The organism is Kosmotoga sp. DU53, assembly GCF_001639905.1.
Taxonomy (GTDB): Bacteria; Thermotogota; Thermotogae; order Petrotogales; family Kosmotogaceae; genus Kosmotoga; species Kosmotoga olearia.
The window spans coordinates 32,714-53,417 of record NZ_JGCK01000012.1 but is presented as its reverse complement, the minus strand read 5'-3'; the positions used below and the strand labels follow the sequence as shown (position 1 = coordinate 53,417).

Annotated in this window: 22 protein-coding genes, 1 other RNA gene and 1 pseudogene; 7 read left to right on the top strand and 17 right to left on the bottom strand. The window is 41.1% G+C overall.

Annotated elements, in window-relative coordinates; genetic code table 11:
• Positions 1–457 (bottom strand): transposase (locus tag DU53_RS01360; RefSeq protein ID WP_201029969.1); only part of this gene is annotated, 457 nt, incomplete at its 3' end.
• Positions 458–589: 132 nt separating this feature from the next.
• Here DU53_RS01360 and DU53_RS01355 point away from each other — a divergent pair.
• From DU53_RS01355 to DU53_RS01345, 3 genes are all read left to right on the top strand, one after another.
• Positions 590–1,837 (top strand): Glu/Leu/Phe/Val dehydrogenase, encoded by a 1,248-nt coding sequence (locus DU53_RS01355; RefSeq protein WP_063727089.1) that lies wholly within the window; start codon positions 590–592, stop codon positions 1,835–1,837.
• Between the two features lie 179 nt (positions 1,838–2,016).
• On the top strand, positions 2,017–3,018 hold the full coding sequence (locus DU53_RS01350; RefSeq protein ID WP_082853736.1) for a BMP family ABC transporter substrate-binding protein: 1,002 nt from the start codon (positions 2,017–2,019) through the stop codon (positions 3,016–3,018).
• 1 nt (position 3,019) lies between these two features.
• Complete coding sequence (locus DU53_RS01345) at positions 3,020–3,856, top strand: MurR/RpiR family transcriptional regulator (protein ID WP_063727087.1); 837 nt, start codon at positions 3,020–3,022, stop codon at positions 3,854–3,856.
• A gap of 37 nt (positions 3,857–3,893) precedes the next feature.
• On the opposite strand, the gene DU53_RS01340 is transcribed toward DU53_RS01345, so the two are convergent.
• Both DU53_RS01340 and DU53_RS01335 read right to left on the bottom strand, forming a co-directional pair.
• Positions 3,894–4,457, bottom strand: coding sequence for a TetR/AcrR family transcriptional regulator (locus DU53_RS01340; RefSeq protein WP_082853735.1), 564 nt, complete (start codon positions 4,455–4,457; stop codon positions 3,894–3,896).
• Positions 4,458–4,491: 34 nt separating this feature from the next.
• The gene (locus DU53_RS01335) at positions 4,492–5,937 is read right to left on the bottom strand and encodes a radical SAM protein (RefSeq protein WP_012744805.1); all 1,446 of its coding nucleotides are present in this window, start codon (positions 5,935–5,937) and stop codon (positions 4,492–4,494) included.
• 244 nt (positions 5,938–6,181) lie between these two features.
• Between DU53_RS01335 and DU53_RS01330 the strand changes: the two genes are divergently transcribed.
• Entirely contained in the window at positions 6,182–6,646 is a 465-nt protein-coding gene (locus DU53_RS01330) for a hypothetical protein (protein WP_012744804.1), read from the top strand.
• A 29-nt stretch (positions 6,647–6,675) separates the two neighbouring features.
• Here the strand turns inward: DU53_RS01330 and ffs are convergent.
• Together ffs and DU53_RS01320 are read right to left on the bottom strand one after the other, a co-directional pair.
• Positions 6,676–6,937: signal recognition particle sRNA large type (ffs, locus tag DU53_RS01325), an RNA gene on the bottom strand.
• Positions 6,938–6,985: 48 nt separating this feature from the next.
• Entirely contained in the window at positions 6,986–8,365 is a 1,380-nt protein-coding gene (locus DU53_RS01320) for a hypothetical protein (protein WP_161484726.1), read from the bottom strand.
• A 123-nt stretch (positions 8,366–8,488) separates the two neighbouring features.
• Here DU53_RS01320 and glnA point away from each other — a divergent pair, with 123 nt between their 5' ends.
• Entirely contained in the window at positions 8,489–9,814 is a 1,326-nt protein-coding gene (glnA, locus tag DU53_RS01315) for a type I glutamate--ammonia ligase (protein WP_063727083.1), read from the top strand.
• A 28-nt stretch (positions 9,815–9,842) separates the two neighbouring features.
• On the opposite strand, the gene DU53_RS01310 is transcribed toward glnA, so the two are convergent.
• Positions 9,843–10,373, bottom strand: a complete 531-nt coding sequence (locus DU53_RS01310) for a hypothetical protein (protein ID WP_063727081.1) — start codon at positions 10,371–10,373, stop codon at positions 9,843–9,845.
• 122 nt (positions 10,374–10,495) lie between these two features.
• On the opposite strand from DU53_RS01310, the gene DU53_RS01305 reads away from it, so the two are divergent.
• Both DU53_RS01305 and DU53_RS01300 read left to right on the top strand, forming a co-directional pair.
• Positions 10,496–10,774 carry a type II toxin-antitoxin system Phd/YefM family antitoxin gene (locus DU53_RS01305; RefSeq protein ID WP_063727079.1) on the top strand — a complete coding sequence of 93 codons (279 nt, stop codon included), beginning with the start codon at positions 10,496–10,498 and terminating at the stop codon, positions 10,772–10,774.
• The gene (locus DU53_RS01300) at positions 10,767–11,900 is read left to right on the top strand and encodes an ABC transporter ATP-binding protein (protein WP_063727077.1); all 1,134 of its coding nucleotides are present in this window, start codon (positions 10,767–10,769) and stop codon (positions 11,898–11,900) included. The genes DU53_RS01305 and DU53_RS01300 overlap by 8 nt, the downstream gene beginning before the upstream one ends.
• Positions 11,901–11,978: 78 nt before the next feature.
• On the opposite strand, the gene rpsT is transcribed toward DU53_RS01300, so the two are convergent.
• From rpsT to DU53_RS12645, 11 genes and pseudogenes are all read right to left on the bottom strand, one after another.
• Positions 11,979–12,266 (bottom strand): 30S ribosomal protein S20, encoded by a 288-nt coding sequence (rpsT, locus tag DU53_RS01295; RefSeq protein WP_063727076.1) that lies wholly within the window; start codon positions 12,264–12,266, stop codon positions 11,979–11,981.
• Positions 12,267–12,314: 48 nt separating this feature from the next.
• On the bottom strand, positions 12,315–13,499 hold the full coding sequence (metK, locus tag DU53_RS01290; protein WP_063727074.1) for a methionine adenosyltransferase: 1,185 nt from the start codon (positions 13,497–13,499) through the stop codon (positions 12,315–12,317).
• A 26-nt stretch (positions 13,500–13,525) separates the two neighbouring features.
• On the bottom strand, positions 13,526–13,852 hold the full coding sequence (locus tag DU53_RS01285) for a hypothetical protein (RefSeq protein ID WP_012744796.1): 327 nt from the start codon (positions 13,850–13,852) through the stop codon (positions 13,526–13,528).
• 6 nt (positions 13,853–13,858) lie between these two features.
• Positions 13,859–14,872, bottom strand: a complete 1,014-nt coding sequence (locus DU53_RS01280; RefSeq protein ID WP_063727072.1) for a M23 family metallopeptidase — start codon at positions 14,870–14,872, stop codon at positions 13,859–13,861.
• Complete coding sequence (hflX, locus tag DU53_RS01275) at positions 14,869–16,098, bottom strand: GTPase HflX (protein WP_063727069.1); 1,230 nt, start codon at positions 16,096–16,098, stop codon at positions 14,869–14,871. Before hflX ends, DU53_RS01280 begins: the two co-directional genes overlap by 4 nt.
• Before the next feature lie 25 nt (positions 16,099–16,123).
• A complete protein-coding gene (gene hfq / locus DU53_RS01270) occupies positions 16,124–16,363 on the bottom strand; it encodes an RNA chaperone Hfq (protein WP_012744793.1) in 240 nt (79 codons plus the stop codon).
• Positions 16,356–17,282, bottom strand: a complete 927-nt coding sequence (miaA, locus tag DU53_RS01265; RefSeq protein ID WP_063727067.1) for a tRNA (adenosine(37)-N6)-dimethylallyltransferase MiaA — start codon at positions 17,280–17,282, stop codon at positions 16,356–16,358. The genes hfq and miaA overlap by 8 nt, the downstream gene beginning before the upstream one ends.
• Positions 17,279–18,064, bottom strand: a complete 786-nt coding sequence (locus DU53_RS01260) for a class I SAM-dependent methyltransferase (RefSeq protein WP_063727065.1) — start codon at positions 18,062–18,064, stop codon at positions 17,279–17,281. The genes miaA and DU53_RS01260 overlap by 4 nt, the downstream gene beginning before the upstream one ends.
• Positions 18,061–18,264: a hypothetical protein gene (locus DU53_RS01255; protein ID WP_012744790.1), complete on the bottom strand. Its 204-nt coding sequence runs from the start codon at positions 18,262–18,264 to the stop codon at positions 18,061–18,063. Before DU53_RS01255 ends, DU53_RS01260 begins: the two co-directional genes overlap by 4 nt.
• A gap of 23 nt (positions 18,265–18,287) precedes the next feature.
• Positions 18,288–18,983 (bottom strand): annotated as a pseudogene (locus DU53_RS13295) (carbohydrate ABC transporter permease); the annotation flags it as partial.
• A 550-nt stretch (positions 18,984–19,533) separates the two neighbouring features.
• Positions 19,534–20,703: a hypothetical protein gene (locus DU53_RS12645; protein ID WP_082853734.1), complete on the bottom strand. Its 1,170-nt coding sequence runs from the start codon at positions 20,701–20,703 to the stop codon at positions 19,534–19,536.
• Position 20,704 lies beyond the last annotated feature (1 nt).

Genomic DNA, 20,704 nt, shown 5'->3' with positions numbered 1-20,704 from the left:
ACATATCGAGTTTTTCCTTTATTTCTTCCCTAATCTTCATGAGTTCTTTTTCTGAATAAGGAAGCCCCATTGACTTGAGAGTGTTCATAATCTCAGCCTGTGAATAGCCGTTAGCAACCAACGAAATGATCAAATCAGTAAAGCTTTCATCGTACCTCTTGTATGGTTCCGGTAAAACGTGGGGTCTGAATTTGCCATTTCTGACCCGTGGAACGTTGAGTTCCAGGTTCCAATTTCCAGCAACGAGATTTCGTGAGTAGAAACCATTTGCTTTATCATGAAGATTCTTGTCGAGATAAATATCTCTTTCAGAAGCCATGATGATATTTAGAAAGTTTTCCAGGAATGTTCTCATAGCTAATCTTTCCTGAGGATCGCTAGAGCAGTATTTATCCAGCATTTCCTTTATGGCTTTTTCCTTCGCTTTTTCAAACATTTCTTTTTCCTTGTCATTCATCTTTTCTACCTCCTTTTTTCCTTCCTAGACACAATTTTATTTTAACCCCCCAATTGGTCAGAGGATCCTGAGTTGAAAAGAAAATACGGCGGCGATTGTGCCAACGATGAGTGAAACTTCTTAATAGGGGGGATGAACATGGGGCTTTTTGAAATGGCTATCAGCAATTTTAACCGAGCAGTGGCCATAATGGGAATTGACGAAGAATATGCGGAAATGCTCAGGAGGCCTAAACGCTGTCTTATCGTTGATTTTCCTGTTTTGATGGATGACGGTAGTGTTAAAGTATTCACAGGGTACAGAGTCCAACACAACACCGCACGGGGACCGGCCAAAGGGGGCATCAGGTATCATCCTGAAACAAACCTTGATGAGGTAAAAGCTCTGGCATTCTGGATGACATGGAAAACCTCCCTGATGGATCTTCCGTTTGGAGGCGCAAAAGGAGGAGTCAGAGTAGATCCGAAAAGTCTGAGTGAAAAAGAATTGCGCCGGCTTTCAAGACGATACTTTTCAGAAATTCAGATAATGATTGGTCCCCAGCATGATATTCCTGCACCTGATGTCAATACGAATCCGGATATCATGGCGGTGTACATGGATACTTACAGTATGAATATCGGACATACAGAATTGGGGGTTGTTACCGGCAAACCTGTGCGACTTGGTGGTTCAAAAGGTCGGGAAGAAGCAACCGGTAGGGGTGTGATGGTGACGGTTAGGGAAGCTTGTAGAGAATTGGGAATTGAAACATCGAAGGCAACGGTTGCTGTTCAAGGATTCGGAAATGTTGGGATGTACTCCGCTCTTCTGTGCAAACATGAACTTGGTTGCAAGATTATAGCTGTTAGCGATAGTAAAGGTGGTATCTTTAACCCAAATGGGTTGAACATACAGGAACTCATTGAGCATAAAAAAAGTACTGGAAAGGTGGATAGTTTTCCTGGAGGAGAGAAGATAGGAAAGGACGACGTTTTTGAAATGGATGTGGATATTTTGATACCAGCAGCGCTGGAAAATGCGATAACAGAGGATAATGCGCATAAAATAAAGGCGAAGATAATATCTGAAGGAGCCAATGGCCCTATTACCCCGGAAGCGGATAAAATACTGAACCAACGAAGAGTTATGGTGATCCCGGATATTCTTGCTAATGCTGGTGGAGTGACTGTTTCTTATTTCGAATGGGTCCAGGATCTTCAGGCTTTTTTCTGGAGTCTTGAACAAATAAGAGAGACTCTCGAATCGATGATGACAGAAGCTTTTAAGGAAACACTTGATACGGCAAAAAAATATGGTGTTGATTTGAGAACAGCAGCATACATTATAGCTATTGATAGAGTCATGTATGCAATAAAAAAACGAGGAATTTATCCATAAGAAAAAGATGAGAATTCATGTAATCATCTGTTTTTCTCGGCCTCCTTCAGGGTAAATAAGTGTAACTTTAAATTTATTAAAAACACCCCTCGGAAACATTTTTTTCTATATAATAAATAATGTTTCTGAGGGTTTTTTTTATTTAACTATAATAATTATATCAAGGGAGGGCGAGAAGTATGAAAATCCACAGATTTCAAATGCTGTTACTCGTTATTTTTTTAATGACTGGGATAGGGATTGCAAAAGGTTTTACTGTTGGGATTATGATCCCGGGAGAAATTGGTGGAAATCCAATATACGAACTTGTTTTCCAGGGAGCGGAACGCGCTCGTGAAGAAGGGATAAATGTAAAACTCGTCGAGGGTGGCTACAACCCCGGCAAATGGGAACCACTCTTGAGGGCTATGGCAGCATCTGGTAGATACGATCTTCTGATAACCTTTACCGAAGGATTGCCACAGAGTGTTAAAAAACTCGCGGTTGAATTTCAAAAACAAAAGTTTGCGCTCATAGATGGAAAACTGAATGAGAGTATCAGTAATGTTTATTCAGTGGCTTTTAGAGATGAAGAAATGACGTTTCTTGCAGGTATTTTTGCTGGTTTGATAACTGTATCTGAACTTCCAGGGGTTAATCCTGATCCTGTTGTCGGTTTGATAGCCGGCGATACTTACCCGGCTATGATGAACAAAATGAAACCGGGGTTCGAAAACGGAGTCAGGTTCGTTCTTCCAAACGCGAAAATAATTTTCAGTGTGGCCGGGAACTGGGCTGACCCGGGAAAGGGTAGAGAACTGGCTTCCAAGCAATTTGATGAAGGTGTAGATGTTATTTTGTCGATCGCTGGTGGTACGGGAATAGGCATAATAGAAGAAGCTGCCCGAAGGGGAAAATATGTGATTGGCGTGGATTCAAATATAATTTCTATGAGACCCGGGACGATCCTTGCTTGCTCTTTGAAGCACATTGATAGAGTTGTTTATGAAACCATTATGGCTGCCGCTGATGGAACCATCACATACGGAGTCAATGAAACCGTTGGAGTTTTTGAAGGTGTAATAGATTTTACCTTTGAAGATCCAAATTATTTAGAAATCGTTCCGGAAAGCATTCGGGAAATCATGAAAGCCAGTTACATACTTCTCAAATACGGTATATTGCGACCTCTGGAGGAATAAGATGAAAAAGAGTTTTTTGAATCAGTTTAACGAAAGGGTTGGAGCTCTCACATCATCTGAAGAAAGAGTTGCCAGATACATAAAAGAGAACCCATTAAAAGTTGTTAATATGTCCATCCAGTCGCTGGCAAATGAATGTTTTGTCGTTCCTTCTACTGTGATAAAGACGGCAAAAAAATTGGGCTTTTCTGGTTTTTCCGAGTTAAAAATCGCACTTGCTGCTGAATTGGATAAAGCTGCTATCGCGGGTCTTGATTCGGACATTCTCAATAACACCTTCAAACGGTACGCAGAATTTGTTCAGGAACTCATTGAACAAGCTTCGGTGCGGTTGTCTGAGGAACTTCTTAATGAAGCTGCTCGGATTGTATTGGAAGCTAATAAGATTGACATTTATTCCTTTGGATTTGATAGTATTGCAGGGCTTGACCTTTATCTTAAACTCGTTCAGATCGGTAAAACGACAGCTCATTATGAGAATGGATACATGCAGATGATCTCCGCAACGTACCTTGGAACAGAAGATGCTGTGATAGCTATATCAAGTACGGGAAGTTCAAAGGACCTTTTTGATGCAGTTAAGCGGGCAATAGAATCTGGAGCGAAGGTAATAGTTATAGCACCATCGAGTTCAATGCTTGCCGGTCTGGAAACGGTCTATCTGGATACGTACTTTTCAACATTGGTTCTTCCCGAAGGTGGTATTGCAACGAGGTTGGTACAGTTGTTTTTGATTGACCAGCTTTATCTCAGGATCTTGAAAATGGATGAAAAGAGTTCAGAGAGGTACGAGAAATTTCAAAATGTTCTCGAATACAAAAGAAAAGCCCCAAAATAAAAAAGGGGCTTTAGCCCCTTTTTTATTACGAAAAGTTTTATTCCTTTACTACAAGACCTCTCCAGATTATCTCCTTTACTGTTTCAATACTTTTGGGATTATCTGTGGAACTTAACCCGTTGAGTATGAGTTCTGCTGCACCTTCAGGATCAACACTGGCATTTATTTCTTGAGAAAGTTTTGCCTGTTCAATCAAAGATGATATTCTTTTTCTCAGTGACATATAACGATCTTTGATTCTCTGCCAGGTTCGTTCGTCTTCACGGGTAAAATTTCCCTTTTCCTGGAGGAGCATTTGCCTGATCTCCTTTTTACTGGTTATAAAATCAATGTAGGCTTTCAATAGCTTTTTTATTTTCTTCAGGTATGCATTTTCATTTTCAATTTCGGCAAATATGTGATCCTCGAGCTCATCAAGAGAATATTGCCATACCTCATAGAATAAGTCCTCTTTACTTGGAAAATAGTAGTAGATCAATGCTTTCTTGACCCCGGCATTCTCGGCGATTTCGGACATGCTCACACCATCATGTCCTTTTTTTGCGAAAGCCTTACGCGCCGCAAGAATTATCTTTTCCCTTGTTGAGGTTTTTTGGGGCACCGGGGGGCACCACCTTTCCATCTGATATTGGTTGCTAGGCTTTCTTATCAATTGCAAGCTTTTCTTCGTTGTTCGCGTATCTGTTCATTCTCACCTCAAAGTCGTATATACCACGTTTCGAAGGGTATTTTTCAGCGTAACCATATTCGTACCAGAGTTTATCAGCGTATTTTGCCCATTCTTCTGAAAGTTTGTCAAGTTCCGGAGCAAGGTCGGTTAGAACTTTTTCGCTACCTTCATGCTGAGGAATAGCGTTGAATTTCTTGACCATAGCTCTTAGAACCTTCGGATTGTCTATAATCGGGCATGGCCTGAACAAGTTGTTGCTGTAAGGAATCATTCTCTTGTAAGCGGTGAAGAATGGTGACTTCAGGATTTCGAGAAGGCTCTTTTCTCTAATGCTGTCAACAGCAAATTGCTGGAAAACACAGGGTTCAGCATAACCTTTAGCATTGATGTGGAGGTATTTCGAACCTGCCGCAAGACAACCATGGGTGAGGAACCCGTGGTTCCAAAAATCTGCAACGAAAGCGAAATCTCCACCGAGTCTCAATTTATCGAGTACGAAGAAACGTTCATATCTTTGTTCGGGTGTTGGCACAAGGTCCATTGATGGATTCATACCAACAGGCATAAATTGGAATATCCAAGAATAGGCAACATCGTTTTCTTTTAAGAAATTCCAAAATTCCTCTTTTACAATAGTGTCGTGATTTAATCTTGTGGCAGTAACAGAAGCTCCAAAGATAACACCAGCTTCACGAAGGTTCTTCCAAGCTTCCGAAATTTTTGCGAAAACACCGCGACCTCTTCGCCAGTCAGTATCTGTTTCGAATCCCTCTACGGATATCGCAGGTGTGGCATTACCAAGTTCTGCGAGTTTCTGAGCAACTTCTTTGGTTATTAATGTCCCGTTGGTATAGATCTGGAAGTAGCTATCGTTAAACTCTTTTAGGGTTTCCATGAGATGTGGCCATACAAAGGGTTCACCACCGGTGATGATAAAGAAGTATATTCCAAGCTCATTAGCTTGTCTGATGAGAGACCAAACTTCTTCTTTGGAGAGCTGATACTTTCTTCCGTAAAGACCAGCATAACAACCAACACAATTCAAATTACAGGCATACGTTGGGCTGATAACCAGCAACTTCGGAAGCACAACCTCATGCTCAAGCATCTTTTCCTGTCTTATCTTTTCACCGAGGGCAAATTCGTTTATTACAAGGTTAGTCATAACCTTTTCAACACACTTGGGATTCGCATTTTGAAAGACGCGTCTCCATGATTGGATCATGGGGTGTTTTTCCTTCGCCATATTTGCAAGCTTTTTAAGACCACCCTTTGCGGGTTCTTTGCTCACTGCACTTACAGTGGCGAAAAGTCTATACAACGTTTCCTCAGAGGCGTTCCTAACAACACTTCCAACAAATTTTCCAGCTTGTTTGAGCATGGTTTTCTTCATACTGTCTACAATTGACATCAGATCACCTCCATAGTTTTTTACTTACCGGTCGGTAAAATAGTAAACCCATAGGTTTTCAAAATTTGTTCATTTTGGTAACAATTATTTTCTTCTTTTGCGTTTAACTTGGTGTTGAATTTACGAATTGTTTTTGTTTTGAGTAATTCAGGTGTGTTATAATCAAATTTAGGAGGATTGTATAAATCATACGACAGAAATCGTCAAGGTTTTTAAGAAGACAGAGATTTCTGGAGGTAAATCGATGCGGGATAAAGGAACAATGAGCCTTGTTGAAGCCAGAAGATACAAACGAAGACATCTCTATAACGGTATTAGTGCCTGGTTGACAGGAGCTGTAGCAATTATCCTCATAGTAACAGCTTACAATAGATCCAGCGTTCTACTTCCAATCAATCCGGGAAGCATCGGTGCAATTTTCTGGTTCGGAATCTTATTGAATATTTTTTCTTTATTATTTTATTTGGTGGCGACTATATACGCATTGAGATTTGCCAGAGTGAAATTTCTCTTTTTGAATACCTTATTTTCATTGATTCAGGGTGGCTTGCTTTTCTACTTTTCAAGAGATATTCTCCTCAGGGGAGACAGCGGTAAATATGAACTGGTTACCCCGTTGGGTGGGAGAATACTTTCCATTATCATGATAATAACCGGATTACTCGTTCTTATCATTGGTCTTATAGAAATAGGAAGACATCGCCAGTAGCTGAGTGAAGTTCTACCAATGAAAAAGCACCATGCCTCCCTCGTCGACAGCCCCGACCGGACCGGTTATGCCTTCAGGCTCAGATTGAGCACCCCCACGGCACACGGTTGAGCTCACTTATGGCTGCTTCCTTCCGGACCTGACCAGGTTCGTGAGCCTCCGTTGCGTGGGACCCAATCCTCAACACCCTCCAGCACACCGTGTTCCGACCGGAACAGCCTCGGAGGGCATTCGGCCCCGCATATGGCGGATTTCGGGTACAGGGAACCGCCAGCTCCCCGCCTAGCATGGTGCATAATCATTATAATACCTCGAAGGGTTATATTCAACCGCTTGAACTCAGATTATAGGAATAATGTCTACTGAGTTGTAGGTTTTGCTAACGCATGGCAGATACATTTTGTTGACTCCTTTTGATCTCAAAAGTTCTACCGTTTCATCACTCAGATCAACATTACAGGCCAGGACATATCCATTCAAGGAATTAAATCCGAAAATAGCTGTTCTGAGCCTGTTTTCAGAGTCTACATTGATCGTTATAGAATGTTCATTGTCAGTTTCAACCAGTGCGAGGGAAATTTTTGGATTAAAGTATGAGGTAATAACTGCGAGTTTTTCTGTCGAGGAAAATCTATCCATTTTCGGGAATTTGTTTTCTTCTAGGGCTATATAGTTCTCAAAACCCACAAAATTGAATTTTGCAACTGAAAGAGAATTCCTTTCCGGTATTGTGAGCAGGAGGATATCGTTATCGTGAGCATATCTGACAGCCTCTTTTTCGAATACTCCACAGAAGCTTTTTACACCTGTTGCGTATAATCTTTTTATCATTGGGTAACTAATTGGAAATGACGAACTATACATGACGCTTTCACCATGGTGAATTGTTTCCATGTTGCCTCTTAAAGATACCTCGATCAATTTTCCGTCTGATATAAAGGCTGAGACGTCTCCGAAGAAGTAATAGAGCCTCATAAATTGGAGGACGCTGCGAATATGGGAGTGATTCATGGCCACTGATGGATTGGCTATGTGGACGTCATCGAGAATCCCGCAAATTCCGCTCACTTTGTAAAGGGTAGATTTTTTTAACGACATCTCTCCGAACATAAGTGGCATAATTTTTTCGAGAATAAGATAATTGTATTTTTCCTCGGCAAAGATCTCAGAGAACACACTATAGATTTCCGAAGTATATGCAGATAAAAGATAAAGCGCTTTCAGAGCCAGTTTTCGTCTCCGCTGCAGTGACACATCACCGTAATATTCGAGGTCCTCGAGCACGTCTTCGTAATCTTCAGGATCACACAAAACCACAACATTTCTATAATTTTTTGCTGCTGATAATACCAGTGAAGGCTTGAAAGAATCTATATGTTCTACCAATTCGGTTTCGTTGCCGGTCTTTTCAACGTATGTGGAGAATGGTTCGAAGTTCACCACCAATAGATCAATGTGTTTATTATTACTACCACAGGTGGCTTTTTCTTCATTTGCTCCCGACAAACATGAAACAATCCTTCTTTGAAGAGCAAAATCGTCTGCTACTTCGGTTTCAAAGAATTCCCGAAGGTTTTTAACAGTGATCTTTTTCAACTTAAGAAATGCGTAGGTGCTTTCATCGGCGATGATTTCAGCACCTTTTGATATCAGTTTTGAACAGAGGTTTTCCAGACCATCGGTAATTCTGGCGCTTACAAAAACCTTGTGGATATTCAAAGTTTCACCCCCAGTCAAAGAAATTTTATCAAACGTGAACGTGTTTTCCTTGACTTTCTTCTCTGAATTTGTGTAAATTTGAAGCAATAGTTCATGTATTTCTTTAGATTCAGGGGTGATTGAATGGATAAGAAATCTGTTCTTGAGCTGGTTAAAAGGGAAAACGTAAGGTTTGTAAGGTTGCAAATCACAGACATCAACGGCTTTTTGAAAAACGTAGAGATACCTGTGAAGCTTCTGGAGAAGAGTTTAGATGAAGGAGTTATGTTCGACGGTTCTTCAATTGATGGGTTTGTGAGAATCGAAGAATCGGATATGTACCTTATTCCTGATGCAACAACTGTGGCCCTTCTTCCATGGAAAGATGATGATGAAAAAACGATGAGAATTATTTGTGATGTTCACCTTCCAAATGGTGAACCATTTGAAGGGGATCCAAGATATAGGTTGAAGAAAGTCGTACAAAGAGCTAAAAAAATGGGATTTATTGCCCACGCCGGGCCTGAGCCTGAATTTTTTCTCTTCAAAAGGGATGAAATTTCTGATAGGCCCATCGTTGGATTTATGGACAGGGGAAGTTATTTCGATATGCTGCCGGTGGATAAAGGAGAAGAGACGAGAAAAGAGATAGTTATATCTCTTGAAAAGATGGGATTTGATATTGAAGCGGCTCACCATGAAGTTGCACCTTCACAGCACGAGATAGATTTTCGATATGCCGATATCCTGAAAACGGCTGATAACATTCAAACATTCAAATGGGTTGTGAAAACGATAGCGCTCATGAACGGTTTATACGCGACCTTTATGCCAAAGCCCTTCGCTCAGGTTAATGGTTCGGGGATGCATATTCATTTGAGTTTATTTGAAAACGGGAAGAACGCTTTCTATGATCCTGAAAAGCCCTATGAGCTCAGTAACGTTTTGCTTAATTTTGTTGGTGGAATCATAAAGTATGCGAAAGAATTGACGATAGTAACCAATCCAATAATTAACAGTTACAAGCGGCTTGTTCCGGGCTACGAAGCACCAATCAACATTTCCTGGGCTCTCGGTAATCGAAGCGCTATGATTCGCGTTCCAGCGGCTCGAGGTCAGGCAACGAGAATAGAAATCAGAAATCCTGATCCTTCGTGTAACCCTTATCTAGCTTTAGCTGTTTTGCTGGAAGCCGGGCTAAGAGGCATTGAGGAAGGGATCTTGCCGCCTGAACCAGTGGGAGAGAACATATTCAAGCTCAATCAAACAGAAAGAAAAAAGCGGAAGATTCAAAATCTCCCGGGCAATTTGAATGAAGCATTGGAATATTTTTCTCGAAGTTCTCTGATCAAAGATGTACTTGGGGATCATATTTATAAGAAATTTCTCGAGACCAAGAAAAAAGAATGGAAAGAATTCATGATGCACGTTACTGATTGGGAAAAAGAGAAATATCTTGAACTTTACTAAAGAGATTGAAAATGAGCCGCTCTCTGTTTCAATGGGGAGCGGCTTGGTCATTTAAAAATTGCTCAGGTATGAACTTTTTCATGAACTCACTTTCTTTTCCTTCCGGAATTACACCCTCATCTGTTTCAACGAAAAAGACCCAGCAACCCTTTTGCCATGACAGATCTTTTACCCCAAATCTGACAACTTTACCGAAAGCATAGGAGGGTTTTACAATTCTTCCGCGGTTTTTGGCAAGCACCTCGAATCGTTCCTTCCAGAGTTCTTCCCAGAGTTCACGCGCTTTTTCTTTGTTATCCAGTTTCCAGAAGAACACAAGGTATCTATGATGTGAAGCGTCCGTAACCACGAATCCACGGCAGTCCCATCCTGAAATCGGACAGAGTTCATTGGTATCAACGATTTCAAATCCTTTTCCCGGATAAAACTCGTCGAGTTCAACAGAGTCATTTGGAACGTAAACTGCAATTCTGTATTTTGAGCTGTAAACCATCATGAATAAAAGGGCAATGATTACAAAAACAAGAGTGAAAAGTTCTGTCTTTGTCCGTTTTTTCATTTCTCATCGACTCCAGAAATCTTCCAATTTCTTCGGAATGCAACCCGAAGAGTGATTTTTTCAGCCATAAACTTGACTATAATTATGGTCATAAGGTATAATGGTTTTCGAGGTGATTTGTCTTGAGACTGCACGAACTGAAGTTCTATTCTATCGCTGAAGCGAAAGCACATTTTTCGCAAGTAGTGGACGAAAGTCACTCTACTGACGTAATTATAACAAAAAACGGTGTTCCTGTGGCTGTAGTGATAGACTACGAGAAGTATGTTGCAGTGAACAAGTTCATTGAACAAACCCGGGATCTTTATTTAATGGATGCTGGAGAAGAAGCCGTAAGACTGAAGTTTGAAGATATACTTGTTCAACTGGATAAAAACTCTGGAGGTGAATTGGATGGCTAATGTAATCCTGAAGAATGTTACCAAAGTCTACCCCAACGGTTTTAAAGCGGTTAAGAACATCAGCCTCGATGTTTTAGACCAGGAGTTTGTGGTGCTCCTTGGACCTTCCGGTTGTGGTAAAACCACTACCTTGAGAATGATTGCGGGACTGGAAGAAATAACTGAAGGGACAATTGAGATAGGGGGAAAAATTGTTAATGATGTCGAACCAAAAGATAGGGATATCGCGATGGTTTTCCAGAACTACGCGCTTTATCCTCATATGACCGTTTATGAAAATATGGCATTTGGTTTGAAGCTGAGAAAATTCCCGAAACCGGAGATTGACAAGAGAGTCAAAGAAGCAGCAAGAATCCTTGGTATCGAGTCGCTTCTCGACAGAAAACCCAAGCAGCTGTCCGGTGGTCAGAGACAGAGGGTGGCTGTTGGGCGTGCTATCGTTAGAAACCCAAAGGTTTTCCTTTTTGACGAACCTCTTTCAAACCTTGATGCGAAATTGAGGGTTCAGATGAGGGCGGAACTAAAAAGACTTCACAAGAATCTTCAGGCGACGATCATATACGTTACCCATGACCAGGTAGAGGCAATGACGATGGCCGATAAGATCGTTATTATGAAAGACGGTATAATTCAGCAGATAGGAGATCCATACTCCGTGTATTTTGATCCTCAGAATAAGTTTGTCGCTGGATTCATTGGAACTCCTGCTATGAACTTCATTAACGCCAAACTCATTTCTGACAAAGGTAAGCTCTGGGTAACCGCAGAAACCATGAAGATCATTGTTCCCGACAAGTTTGCTCCTAAACTGGAGCCTTATATAGATAAGGACATCATTTTTGGTATAAGGCCTGAAAACATTTACGACAAGATGTTTGCTGTCAATGCTACAGAGGAGAACACAGTTACCGGAATGGTTGACGTTGTTGAGCCTCTTGGGAGTGAGACATTGATTCATGCTACCATCGACGGAAACGATATTGTAGCCAAGGTTGATCCAAAAACCCGGGCACAGGCAGGAACCAAGATCGACCTCGTTTTTGATGTATCGATGATGCATATCTTCGATCCTGAAACAGAGATGAATGTTCTTGTAGGTGAACACACTGAAAGTGTAGAGGCATAGTATAACTATTTCCCCTCTTAAATAAAAAGGGTGAGACGTTGAATCTCACCCTTTTTCTATTTTTTCATCAAGAAGGATTTATGACTGTGCTGAACGTGCCTCGAGGTAAGCTTTAACTTTAGACGCGAGCCTTGACTTTCTCCTAGATGCTTGTCTCTTATGAATAACGCCTTTTTTTGCAGCTTTATCAAGGACTGAATAAGAGAGTCTTAAAAGTTCGTTCACCTTTTCAGGCTCCTCGTTGATTTCGATTGCCTTTATAAGCTGTTTGGTGACATTTCTAAATCTGGTTCTAACACTTTTATTTCTGAGCCTTCTAACCTTATTCTGCCTCACGCGCTTGGCAGCCGACCTAATGTTTGGCACTCATTTGCCCTCCTTTCAAACTCTACTGCATCATTTTATCATAAGATTTTACATATTGAAAGCCCTTTTCAGTTCATCTACGGCATCTAATTTTTCCCACGGAACATCTACGTCTATTCTTCCAAAATGCCCGTAAGCGGCAACCTGTTTATAGATAGGTCTTCTAAGATCAAGTTTGTCGATGATAGCGGCAGGCCTGAAATCAAATACCTCTTTGACAACTCTTTCAAGCTTTTCAAGGGCAACCTTTTCCGTTCCATGAGCATCTATCATAAATGAAACAGGATGAGCGACGCCAATAGCGTAAGCAATCTGAAGAGTGACTCTATCGGCAAGCCCGGCAGCTACTATGTTTTTGGCAACGTATCTCGCCATATAATGAGCTGATCTATCAACTTTTGTTGGATCCTTACCGCTGAAGGCTCCGCCTCCATGAGGTATCCAACCACCGTAAGTATCTACGATTATCTTTCTTCCCGTAAGTCCTGTATCTGCCGCAGGGCCGCCTTTCACAAATCTTCCTGTGGGATTAACAAAAATCTCTATTTCATCTAACATCATTTCTTCAGGTACTACAGCTTTGATAACATGTTCTTTCACAAGCTGTTCAATCTCTTTTTGAGTCATGGCTGGATCGTGCTGTGTGGAAACAACTATTGTTTTGACTCCGATGGGTTTCCCGTCTTCATAGAGAACAGTCACCTGTGTTTTACCGTCTGGTCGGAAGCCTTCAACGATCTTTTCTTTTCTGACCGTTGCGAGTCTCCGTGCTAGATTGTGTGCAAGGACAATCGGAAGAGGCATCATCTCTTCTGTTTCATTCGTTGCGTAACCAAACATCATACCCTGATCTCCGGCACCTATGATGTCATATTTATCCTTGCCGTCATTCTTTGCTTCTAAAGATTTATTAACACCAAGGGCAATATCCGGAGACTGTTCATCGATACTTGTCAAAACGGCACAGGTTTCCCCATCAAAACCAAACTTGGCTCTTGTATAACCTATCTCTAATATGGTATCTCTTACGATTCTCGGAATATCAACGTAAGCCTTTGTTGTTACCTCTCCAGCGACGACAGCAACACCTGTTGCCACCAACGTTTCAACAGCTACTCGTGATTCAGGATCCTGCTCAAGCATCGCATCCAAAATAGCATCTGATACCTGATCTGCAATTTTGTCGGGGTGACCCTCTGTAACACTTTCACTGGTGAACAGCCATTTTTTCATCAGCGTTCCTCCTTTTATCTGTAATTCTATGTTTGTTGACTTTCACGTTCGTATTCTTCTTTAGAAATGAACCGCCCACCTATTATATCAAAAGAAATGGGTTTGAATGTTCTTGTAAAATCCGCGTAAATATTTATCCTGTTCTGGCATTTGCTTCCAATGAATTCTTTATCTAAGCGATAAGCACCTCCGGAGCGCTCGTAATTTACATGGATGTCATAGAATTTTCGTAAATGACTCCTGAATACTTCTCCACACTTTGTGCACTTAAAATAGATAACCAGGGTGTCGCCGTTATTATAAAAGGGATTTTTGTTGATGTCTTTTCCTTTTTTCTTTCGTTTAAAAAACATGTCCCATCATCTCCCAACGATTTTGAATGTTACTTCAGATTTGTTTCCCCAGTGGTCTTCAACAACTATGAGAGCATCTTTAGGATCAGAAAGGTCTATTCTATCCCAGTAATTAACGACAATATCGAGGTTTGCGTTACTTTTAAGGTTAAACCAATAATCCGAAGGGGTGGAATTCACATATATTTCATTAACAGCGTCATAGTGCTCTAATTTAAGGTATTCAAAATCAATTCCATAGATCAGTTTATCGTCTATGTACAGCTTAATGCTTTTTGGGTTTATGGGATGCCTTAGTTTGATGATCGTGTGAAGAACGATGGGTGAAAATTTTCCAATCTCAACCAGAGGATGCTCGCTCAAGTCGTATTTTTTGTTTCCCACTTTCAATTCCATTATTTTTACTTCTGTACGCTCGTATCCAAGATCAAAGAAGAAGCCTGGATTCATTATCAGCACTTCGTCCATATCCCTTACTTCCACGTGTAGGTGAGGAGGAACTCCACCTGTATCACCGCTTTTAGCAACAACGTCTCCCCTTCTAAAGGTTATTTCTTCCGGGTCGAATTTTACTTTAACATAGGCTTCACCGTAAGTGCCTTGGATTTTCTCGTAAATCATCTTTAATTTTCTTCCGGCCAATGTTCCTTCAGCACCGATACTTTCAAGATGACAAAACAATACCTTTACGCCTTTTTTACTGGTATAAGGATTTTCTACTTCTGGCAAAGCTAGAACAAGAATATTACCATAGAGTGGATGGTTCAACTCGAAATAGTCAATATATCCATTCTCGGGAGCCATTACATCTAATCCTGTTACACCTCCGGTTGAAAAATCGATTCCTTTATGAAAATGTGCTGCAAATTGTAAGTCACGTGAAGGGCCACGATATTCTCCGAAATAACCGGTGACCTCAATTTTTCTATTCAACGGAAATTTCAGATAGCCGGCAATAAGAAAACTGGATAGGAATAAAAATGATAGCAAAAGGATCAAAACCTGTTTATGCAGTTTCATTTAACTCCCTCCCCGATAAAAGAAACGAGCTTTTTATGAATTCTTTCCGGAGCTTTATATACAACGATCAACGAATCCCCATAACATTCCTGAGATATCACTTTTATTTCATCCCGAACCTTCAAAAACTCGCCGAGTTTTTCTGGAGGGACAACCAGTTTGTATTTCCGAAAACTCTGGCTGAGCACTATATCTATTTTCTCTTTCAATTCATCGAGATTGTACTTCAAAACAGCACTTACAAAGACCGCATTAGGAAAACTATTCCCGAGTTCCTTTAATCGTTCTCCGGTACATTTGTCGATTTTGTTGATCACGTTCAGTTTTGGAACATTTTCCGCACCTATGTCTCTTAACGTTGAATTGATAATCTCCAGTTTCTCATCTAAATAACGGTCAGAAGCGTCCAGCACTACAACGAGTAAATCCGAAAACTTTGCTTCTTCCAGGGTGGATTTAAAAGACTGTATCAATTCCTGCGGGAGTTCCCTTATAAATCCAACCGTGTCAGATATTAGTACCCTTCTGCCGCTTGGTAGTTTCAACCGGCACGTTTTAACATCTAAAGTAGAAAACAACTGATTTTCAACCAATAGATCAGCGCCTGTTAGCGCCGAAATCAGTGAAGACTTTCCAACATTCGTATATCCCACGAAAGAAACTACGGGAATTGAGTTCCGTTGGCGTTTCTTTCTAATAACCTCCCGTACTTTCCTTTGTTTTATAAGTTCTTTTTGGAGAACCGTTATTCTTTTCAGAGCCAATCTTCTATCTCTTTCCAGTATCTTTTCTCCGGGTCCTCTTGTACCTATTCCAGCTCCAGTGTTTGATAGAGAGGTTCCTTTTCCTTTCAAAGATGGGAGCTCGTACTTCAGCCTCGCAAGCTCCACTTCCAGTTTTCCTTCTCTAGTAACAGCATGCTTTTTAAAGATCTCAAGAATTACCTGCGTTCTGTCAAGAACCTTAACCTCTAAAAAACTCTCAAGATTCTTTTTCTGGGAAGGTGTGAGATTATGGCGAGTTATTACGACTGATATATTCTTGAACGATACTATCTTTTTAACCTGTTCGAGCTTTCCCTTTCCAAAATAACGGCGGTTATCAGGTTTATCAAGGTTCTGGATGATTTTATCCACAACAATATATCCAAGGGTTTCTGCTAAATCCTCTAATTCATCAAGAATCTCATCTTTTAATCTTCGTTCCGTTGGATTAAAAACCGCTATAATTATCGATTTTACCTCTATTACGCTACCCCTCCTTCTTATTCTGGACAGCCAGCTTAACGTATCTCTGTGGGATCATCATCTTTATCGCGTGCTTGTAAATCAGTGTCTGTTCCTGGCCGGTCTCAAGGAGAACCGTAAAATTATCAAAGGAACGAACGATTCCCTTCGTTTGAAACCCACCTTCAAGGAAAATCTTAACCTCGATCTTGTTGATCCTTAAGAGATTCAGGAAACGATCCTGAAGATTGAATTTTTCAGCCATATTTACCCCCCCAAACATTAAGAATGTCTTCCTTCAAAAGGCTCAAGATATCATTCTCATTGGTTTCAGAAAGACTAATTCGTTTTGCATCTTTGTACCGTCTGAACCAGATAATCTGGCGTCTCGCAAAACGTCTTGTATTTCGTTTTATGAGCTCCGTGGCTCTTTCTAAAGCGACCTCCCCTTCAAGGTAGCTCCAGATCTCCGCGTAACCGATCGTTTGCTGGGAATTCAACTCACGGGTGTAACCCATTTCTTTTAACCTTACTACTTCCTCGATCAACCCCGATTCGATCATTTTATCGACACGGTTCTCAATTCTTTCGGCGAGTTCTCTTCTATCTCTTTCTAATATTATAACAGTGAATTGATTTGAGCATTTATGTATTTTCTGAAGTGACGTTAATGTTTTCCCGGTGGTAAAAAACACTTCAAGATACCGGATAGTTCTCTTCAAATCGTTTGGATGAATCTTTTCGTAGGCTTCATGATCCACTTTTTCGAGGAGTTTTCTCAAAGATCCTGGAGCGTTCACTTCAAGCGTTTTCAATGCTTCCCTGACTTTATCATTTCGTGGAACATTTTCTACTATCCCTTTCATCAGTGTTTCAGCATAAAGACCACTTCCCCCAGCAAAAACGGGGATTCTCCCTTTCTTGACAATCTCGTCCATGGCTTTCAGAGCAATTTTACGGTATTCAAAAACATTGAAATCTTCGTCCGGATCTACAACGTCTATAACATGATGTTTTAATTTTGAAAGTTCTTCCCGTGTAGGTTTTGCTGTCCCAATATCCATGTATCTGTATATCTGTCTTGAATCAACGGATACTACCTCTATTGGAATTAATGAAGCGAGTTTTACCAGAAATTGCGTTTTACCGACAGCTGTTGCCCCTAATATCATTGGTATCTTCATTTCTTCTCTATCACTCCATACAAAACGCCGCTGCTTTTACCTCCCGATATTCTGTCGAACTTTATGGTTTTGAATGAATCAAAGAGACTATCGGTATTGCGGGTTTTCAAGACAACTCGTTTCTTGGCTATTCTCAACATCTCGAGTACATCTTCTTCGTTAATGGGATTGTAAACAGCAAAAGGTCTCAACGGATTCAAAGAGCTCGAACTGTATTGGGGGACCTCAAACATCGGGTCACAGTAAACGATGTCATAAACACCGTCTGCAACCTTCCGTATGAACTTTTTAAGATCCGCGTTTATTAGAATAATTTTCGATACTGCATCATACATCCATTGATACTGGAACGGGTAATGTTCAAGTCCATGCTTCACCACTCTGTATATGTGGGGTGATGCCTCGAGCCCTATCACCTTTCCCTGTGTCAGAAAATGTGCCATCAATATTGCTTCGCTACCGAGTCCAAAGGTTGTGTCCAGTATCAATTCATTACCTTTTAGTTCAAGGCTTTCGATAAGGTGATCCCGCTGACCGTCCCGAAAATTTTTAAGTCTCAGCTTGGCCATCGATGGGTGAAAAAAGAATCTCTGGTTGTCGTAACTTATAGATAGCTGACCGTTCCTATCCAGTACATAATAAAAGTCAACAGGTTTTAATTTTAGATAATCTTTTAACCTTCGGCGCGAAACGTAAGGAACCCCAAGCTTAGCTGCCAGGTCTTTTGCCCTGGCAGCGATTTCTGCATCGGGTTTATGTGAGGTTGTAACTATAAAAGTCATTCCTCTTCCCTCGCGGTGTTTTGCTCTATAAAATTTCTGAGAGCTTCAAGTTCCTTCTCTTTAATTTCAAGCTCTTTAGTTAAATCCTGATATCGCTTCTCTACCTCTTGAAGCCTTTGTTTGGCTTCCTTGTATTTGGTATATGCACGATAGTTTGCAACCACTGTAAGCAACAGCAAAAGAGTGATGAAAATAATCACACCAAAGGACACTCGTTTTCTTCTTATTTCAAACCACTCCTTGCGATACCGGCGATGAAGTATTTCTGGGTTACAAGGAACAGAATTATTACCGGTACAATGGAAAAGGTAGCTGCTGACATCAAGAGATTGTATTCTGTACCGGTTGCGCTACTGAAGTTCTGCAAACCAACGGGCAGTGTTCTGTATTCCGGGCTTTTGGTAACGATCAATACCCAGAGGAAAGCGTTCCAGCTTCCAACGAACTTCAGGAGTGCACCTGTGATAACAGCAGGTTTTGCAAGCGGAACCATTATCCGCCAGAGGAACTTCCACTTTGACATTCCATCTATTTTTGCGGCATCAAAGAGCTCGTCTGGGATCGTCATAAAATGCTGTCTTAAAAGAAATATAGCAAAAACGCTTACAACCCACGGCACGATAAGGGCGTAGTACGTATCGATCCATCCGAAGGCCGTAAGGGTTATAAAATTCGGGACCAGAAGGACTTCTCCCGGCACCATCATAGTGGCGAGGAAAAGGGTAAAGAGGAAGTTTTTCCCGAAAAAGTCAAGCTTCGCAAAGGCAAAGGCAGCCATTGCTGCAAATATTATTTCAAGGAACGTGGTGCTGACAGCTACGAAGACCGTGTTGAAATAGTACCTTCCAAAGGGTGCGGCATTCCATGCATCCACATAGTTTTGCCAGAAATTCTTGAACACTTCACTGGCAGTGTACTTTACCTTTCCTTGAACGTTGTCGTCTTTGAACCAAACGGCATAAAGGTCTTTGAACTTTATTTCGAAAGATTTAGTACCGGCACTGGTTATTCTTCCCCGGTAATAGACCTTGTAAACCTCATCCGGCTTCTTTACTATTTCAAGTTCACTGAACGTATCAGAAACGGTTTTCGAAAATTCCCCTATCAAGCGTGTTTCCTTCCATCTTCTTGAGACCAATCGACCGAATGTGGCGGGATCTACCTTGTTGGCGTATCTGTCAAGAGAAGCAAGAGACGCGTTTATAACCAGAGATTGGCCGCTTTTAGCCCCTATTTCTTTTGCTATGTTCTTGAAAGCATCATAATTCAGACCACTTTCAATCTTGCTTTCAACTGCATTTTGATAATGCGGATCGTTAAGAGACACAAGAGCAGCTCTTGAAAGGTTTATTATCTCTGTAATGCCGTTAAAAGCCTGGGTGGGATTATCGAAATACTTTGACAATAGCTCTTTATATTCGAAATCCACGTGACTGAGCATTATCTGTAGTGAATTTCTCACATTTTTTTCAGTGATGTTTGTTTTTCAAATAAGTTTTCAGTTCATCCGGGGCTTCCCAGTTATCAATCTCCTTCATCAAAATCGCGTGAACTTCCTGGTCAGTCCTTATTCTACCAACGATTTCACTGCCGGAAAGCCTCAAAACCTGCTGACTGACGTAGAACGCTTTCACCTTGTTGTAGAATGCCAGAAGGGTTTTCCAGTTTTCCAATTTTTTAATAACACCACCATCTATGAGTGAGCTTACCTGTCTTAAAGAGAGTTTTAAGCGCATATCGGTTGCAGGAATTAAAGGTGTTAATTCCTTAACAACAAGGTTTTTAAGGTTTCTGGCCTCATTGATCAGATTATTGAGTGCGGTTATAACGCTCCTGACTTCATCAAGGGTAATGACTCTGGTTTCCCCGACCTTCATGGATTGAAGATCAGTAGCGACCTTTGAAATCTCCTCACGGAAAGGCTCAAAAAGCTCGGAAGCTTTTAATGTCAGTTCTTCTTTAAGCTTTTTGGTGGTATCGTTGTCCATCGGGAACGGTTTGAAGGGCGTTTCGACAGCACGCTTCAGGTTGCCTATAGCTCCTTCCAGACTTGCGCTCAGATTGGCAACGAACATTACACATCTCGCGAAGCCTTCATCGGAAAATTCGGCGACATAAAGGAAATCATCGATAAAATCTGAAGGGTTATCGGTGAATATGTTTCTTAATTCTTTCTCATATGCAGAGGGTGCGTTGGACTTAACTTCTTCAAATTCACTGACGACTTCAGCATATGTGGCTTTGTCTATATTCTTTGCATACGATGGAGCCTGCCCGGTTTCATCTGTTAACCTGAGGGTTACTGTACCTCTGAGTATTGGGTCATCGTCGAGCATCACCACAAGAGTATCCTTACCAGCTGCAGAGCCAAGCAACGCTGCAAAATTGCGAAATTCACTCAAACTCAGCGATGAGAGGTCTATTCCCGCACCTGTTGTTTTGTATTTCAATTTAGTTTGAAATTCAACCTCTGATTTTGCATTCTTTGTCGTCCACTTTGGAGGCCAGCTGGAAACTTCGCTGGAGGCTTTGAATGAGGTATCAACCATCCAGGCGAAGGGTATCAGCATTAGAAGCGCACCAGCAACGATAATAAGATAAACAAGAGTCTGAATTAATGTCTTTGTAGTATACTTCATG

What these genes read in the sequence shown, in the direction of transcription:
- DU53_RS01355 (WP_063727089.1), top strand. Translation starts at nt 590, where the DNA reads ATGAACATGGGGCTTTTTGAAATGGCTATCAGCAATTTTAACCGAGCA.
- DU53_RS01350 (WP_082853736.1), top strand. Translation starts at nt 2,017, where the DNA reads ATGAAAATCCACAGATTTCAAATGCTGTTACTCGTTATTTTTTTAATG.
- DU53_RS01345 (WP_063727087.1), top strand. Translation starts at nt 3,020, where the DNA reads ATGAAAAAGAGTTTTTTGAATCAGTTTAACGAAAGGGTTGGAGCTCTC.
- DU53_RS01335 (WP_012744805.1), bottom strand. Translation starts at nt 5,937, where the DNA reads ATGTCAATTGTAGACAGTATGAAGAAAACCATGCTCAAACAAGCTGGA.
- DU53_RS01330 (WP_012744804.1), top strand. Translation starts at nt 6,182, where the DNA reads ATGCGGGATAAAGGAACAATGAGCCTTGTTGAAGCCAGAAGATACAAA.
- glnA (WP_063727083.1), top strand. Translation starts at nt 8,489, where the DNA reads ATGGATAAGAAATCTGTTCTTGAGCTGGTTAAAAGGGAAAACGTAAGG.
- DU53_RS01310 (WP_063727081.1), bottom strand. Translation starts at nt 10,373, where the DNA reads ATGAAAAAACGGACAAAGACAGAACTTTTCACTCTTGTTTTTGTAATC.
- DU53_RS01300 (WP_063727077.1), top strand. Translation starts at nt 10,767, where the DNA reads ATGGCTAATGTAATCCTGAAGAATGTTACCAAAGTCTACCCCAACGGT.
- metK (WP_063727074.1), bottom strand. Translation starts at nt 13,499, where the DNA reads ATGAAAAAATGGCTGTTCACCAGTGAAAGTGTTACAGAGGGTCACCCC.
- DU53_RS01285 (WP_012744796.1), bottom strand. Translation starts at nt 13,852, where the DNA reads ATGTTTTTTAAACGAAAGAAAAAAGGAAAAGACATCAACAAAAATCCC.
- DU53_RS01280 (WP_063727072.1), bottom strand. Translation starts at nt 14,872, where the DNA reads ATGAAACTGCATAAACAGGTTTTGATCCTTTTGCTATCATTTTTATTC.
- hfq (WP_012744793.1), bottom strand. Translation starts at nt 16,363, where the DNA reads ATGGCTGAAAAATTCAATCTTCAGGATCGTTTCCTGAATCTCTTAAGG.
- miaA (WP_063727067.1), bottom strand. Translation starts at nt 17,282, where the DNA reads ATGAAGATACCAATGATATTAGGGGCAACAGCTGTCGGTAAAACGCAA.
- DU53_RS01260 (WP_063727065.1), bottom strand. Translation starts at nt 18,064, where the DNA reads ATGACTTTTATAGTTACAACCTCACATAAACCCGATGCAGAAATCGCT.
- DU53_RS12645 (WP_082853734.1), bottom strand. Translation starts at nt 20,703, where the DNA reads ATGAAGTATACTACAAAGACATTAATTCAGACTCTTGTTTATCTTATT.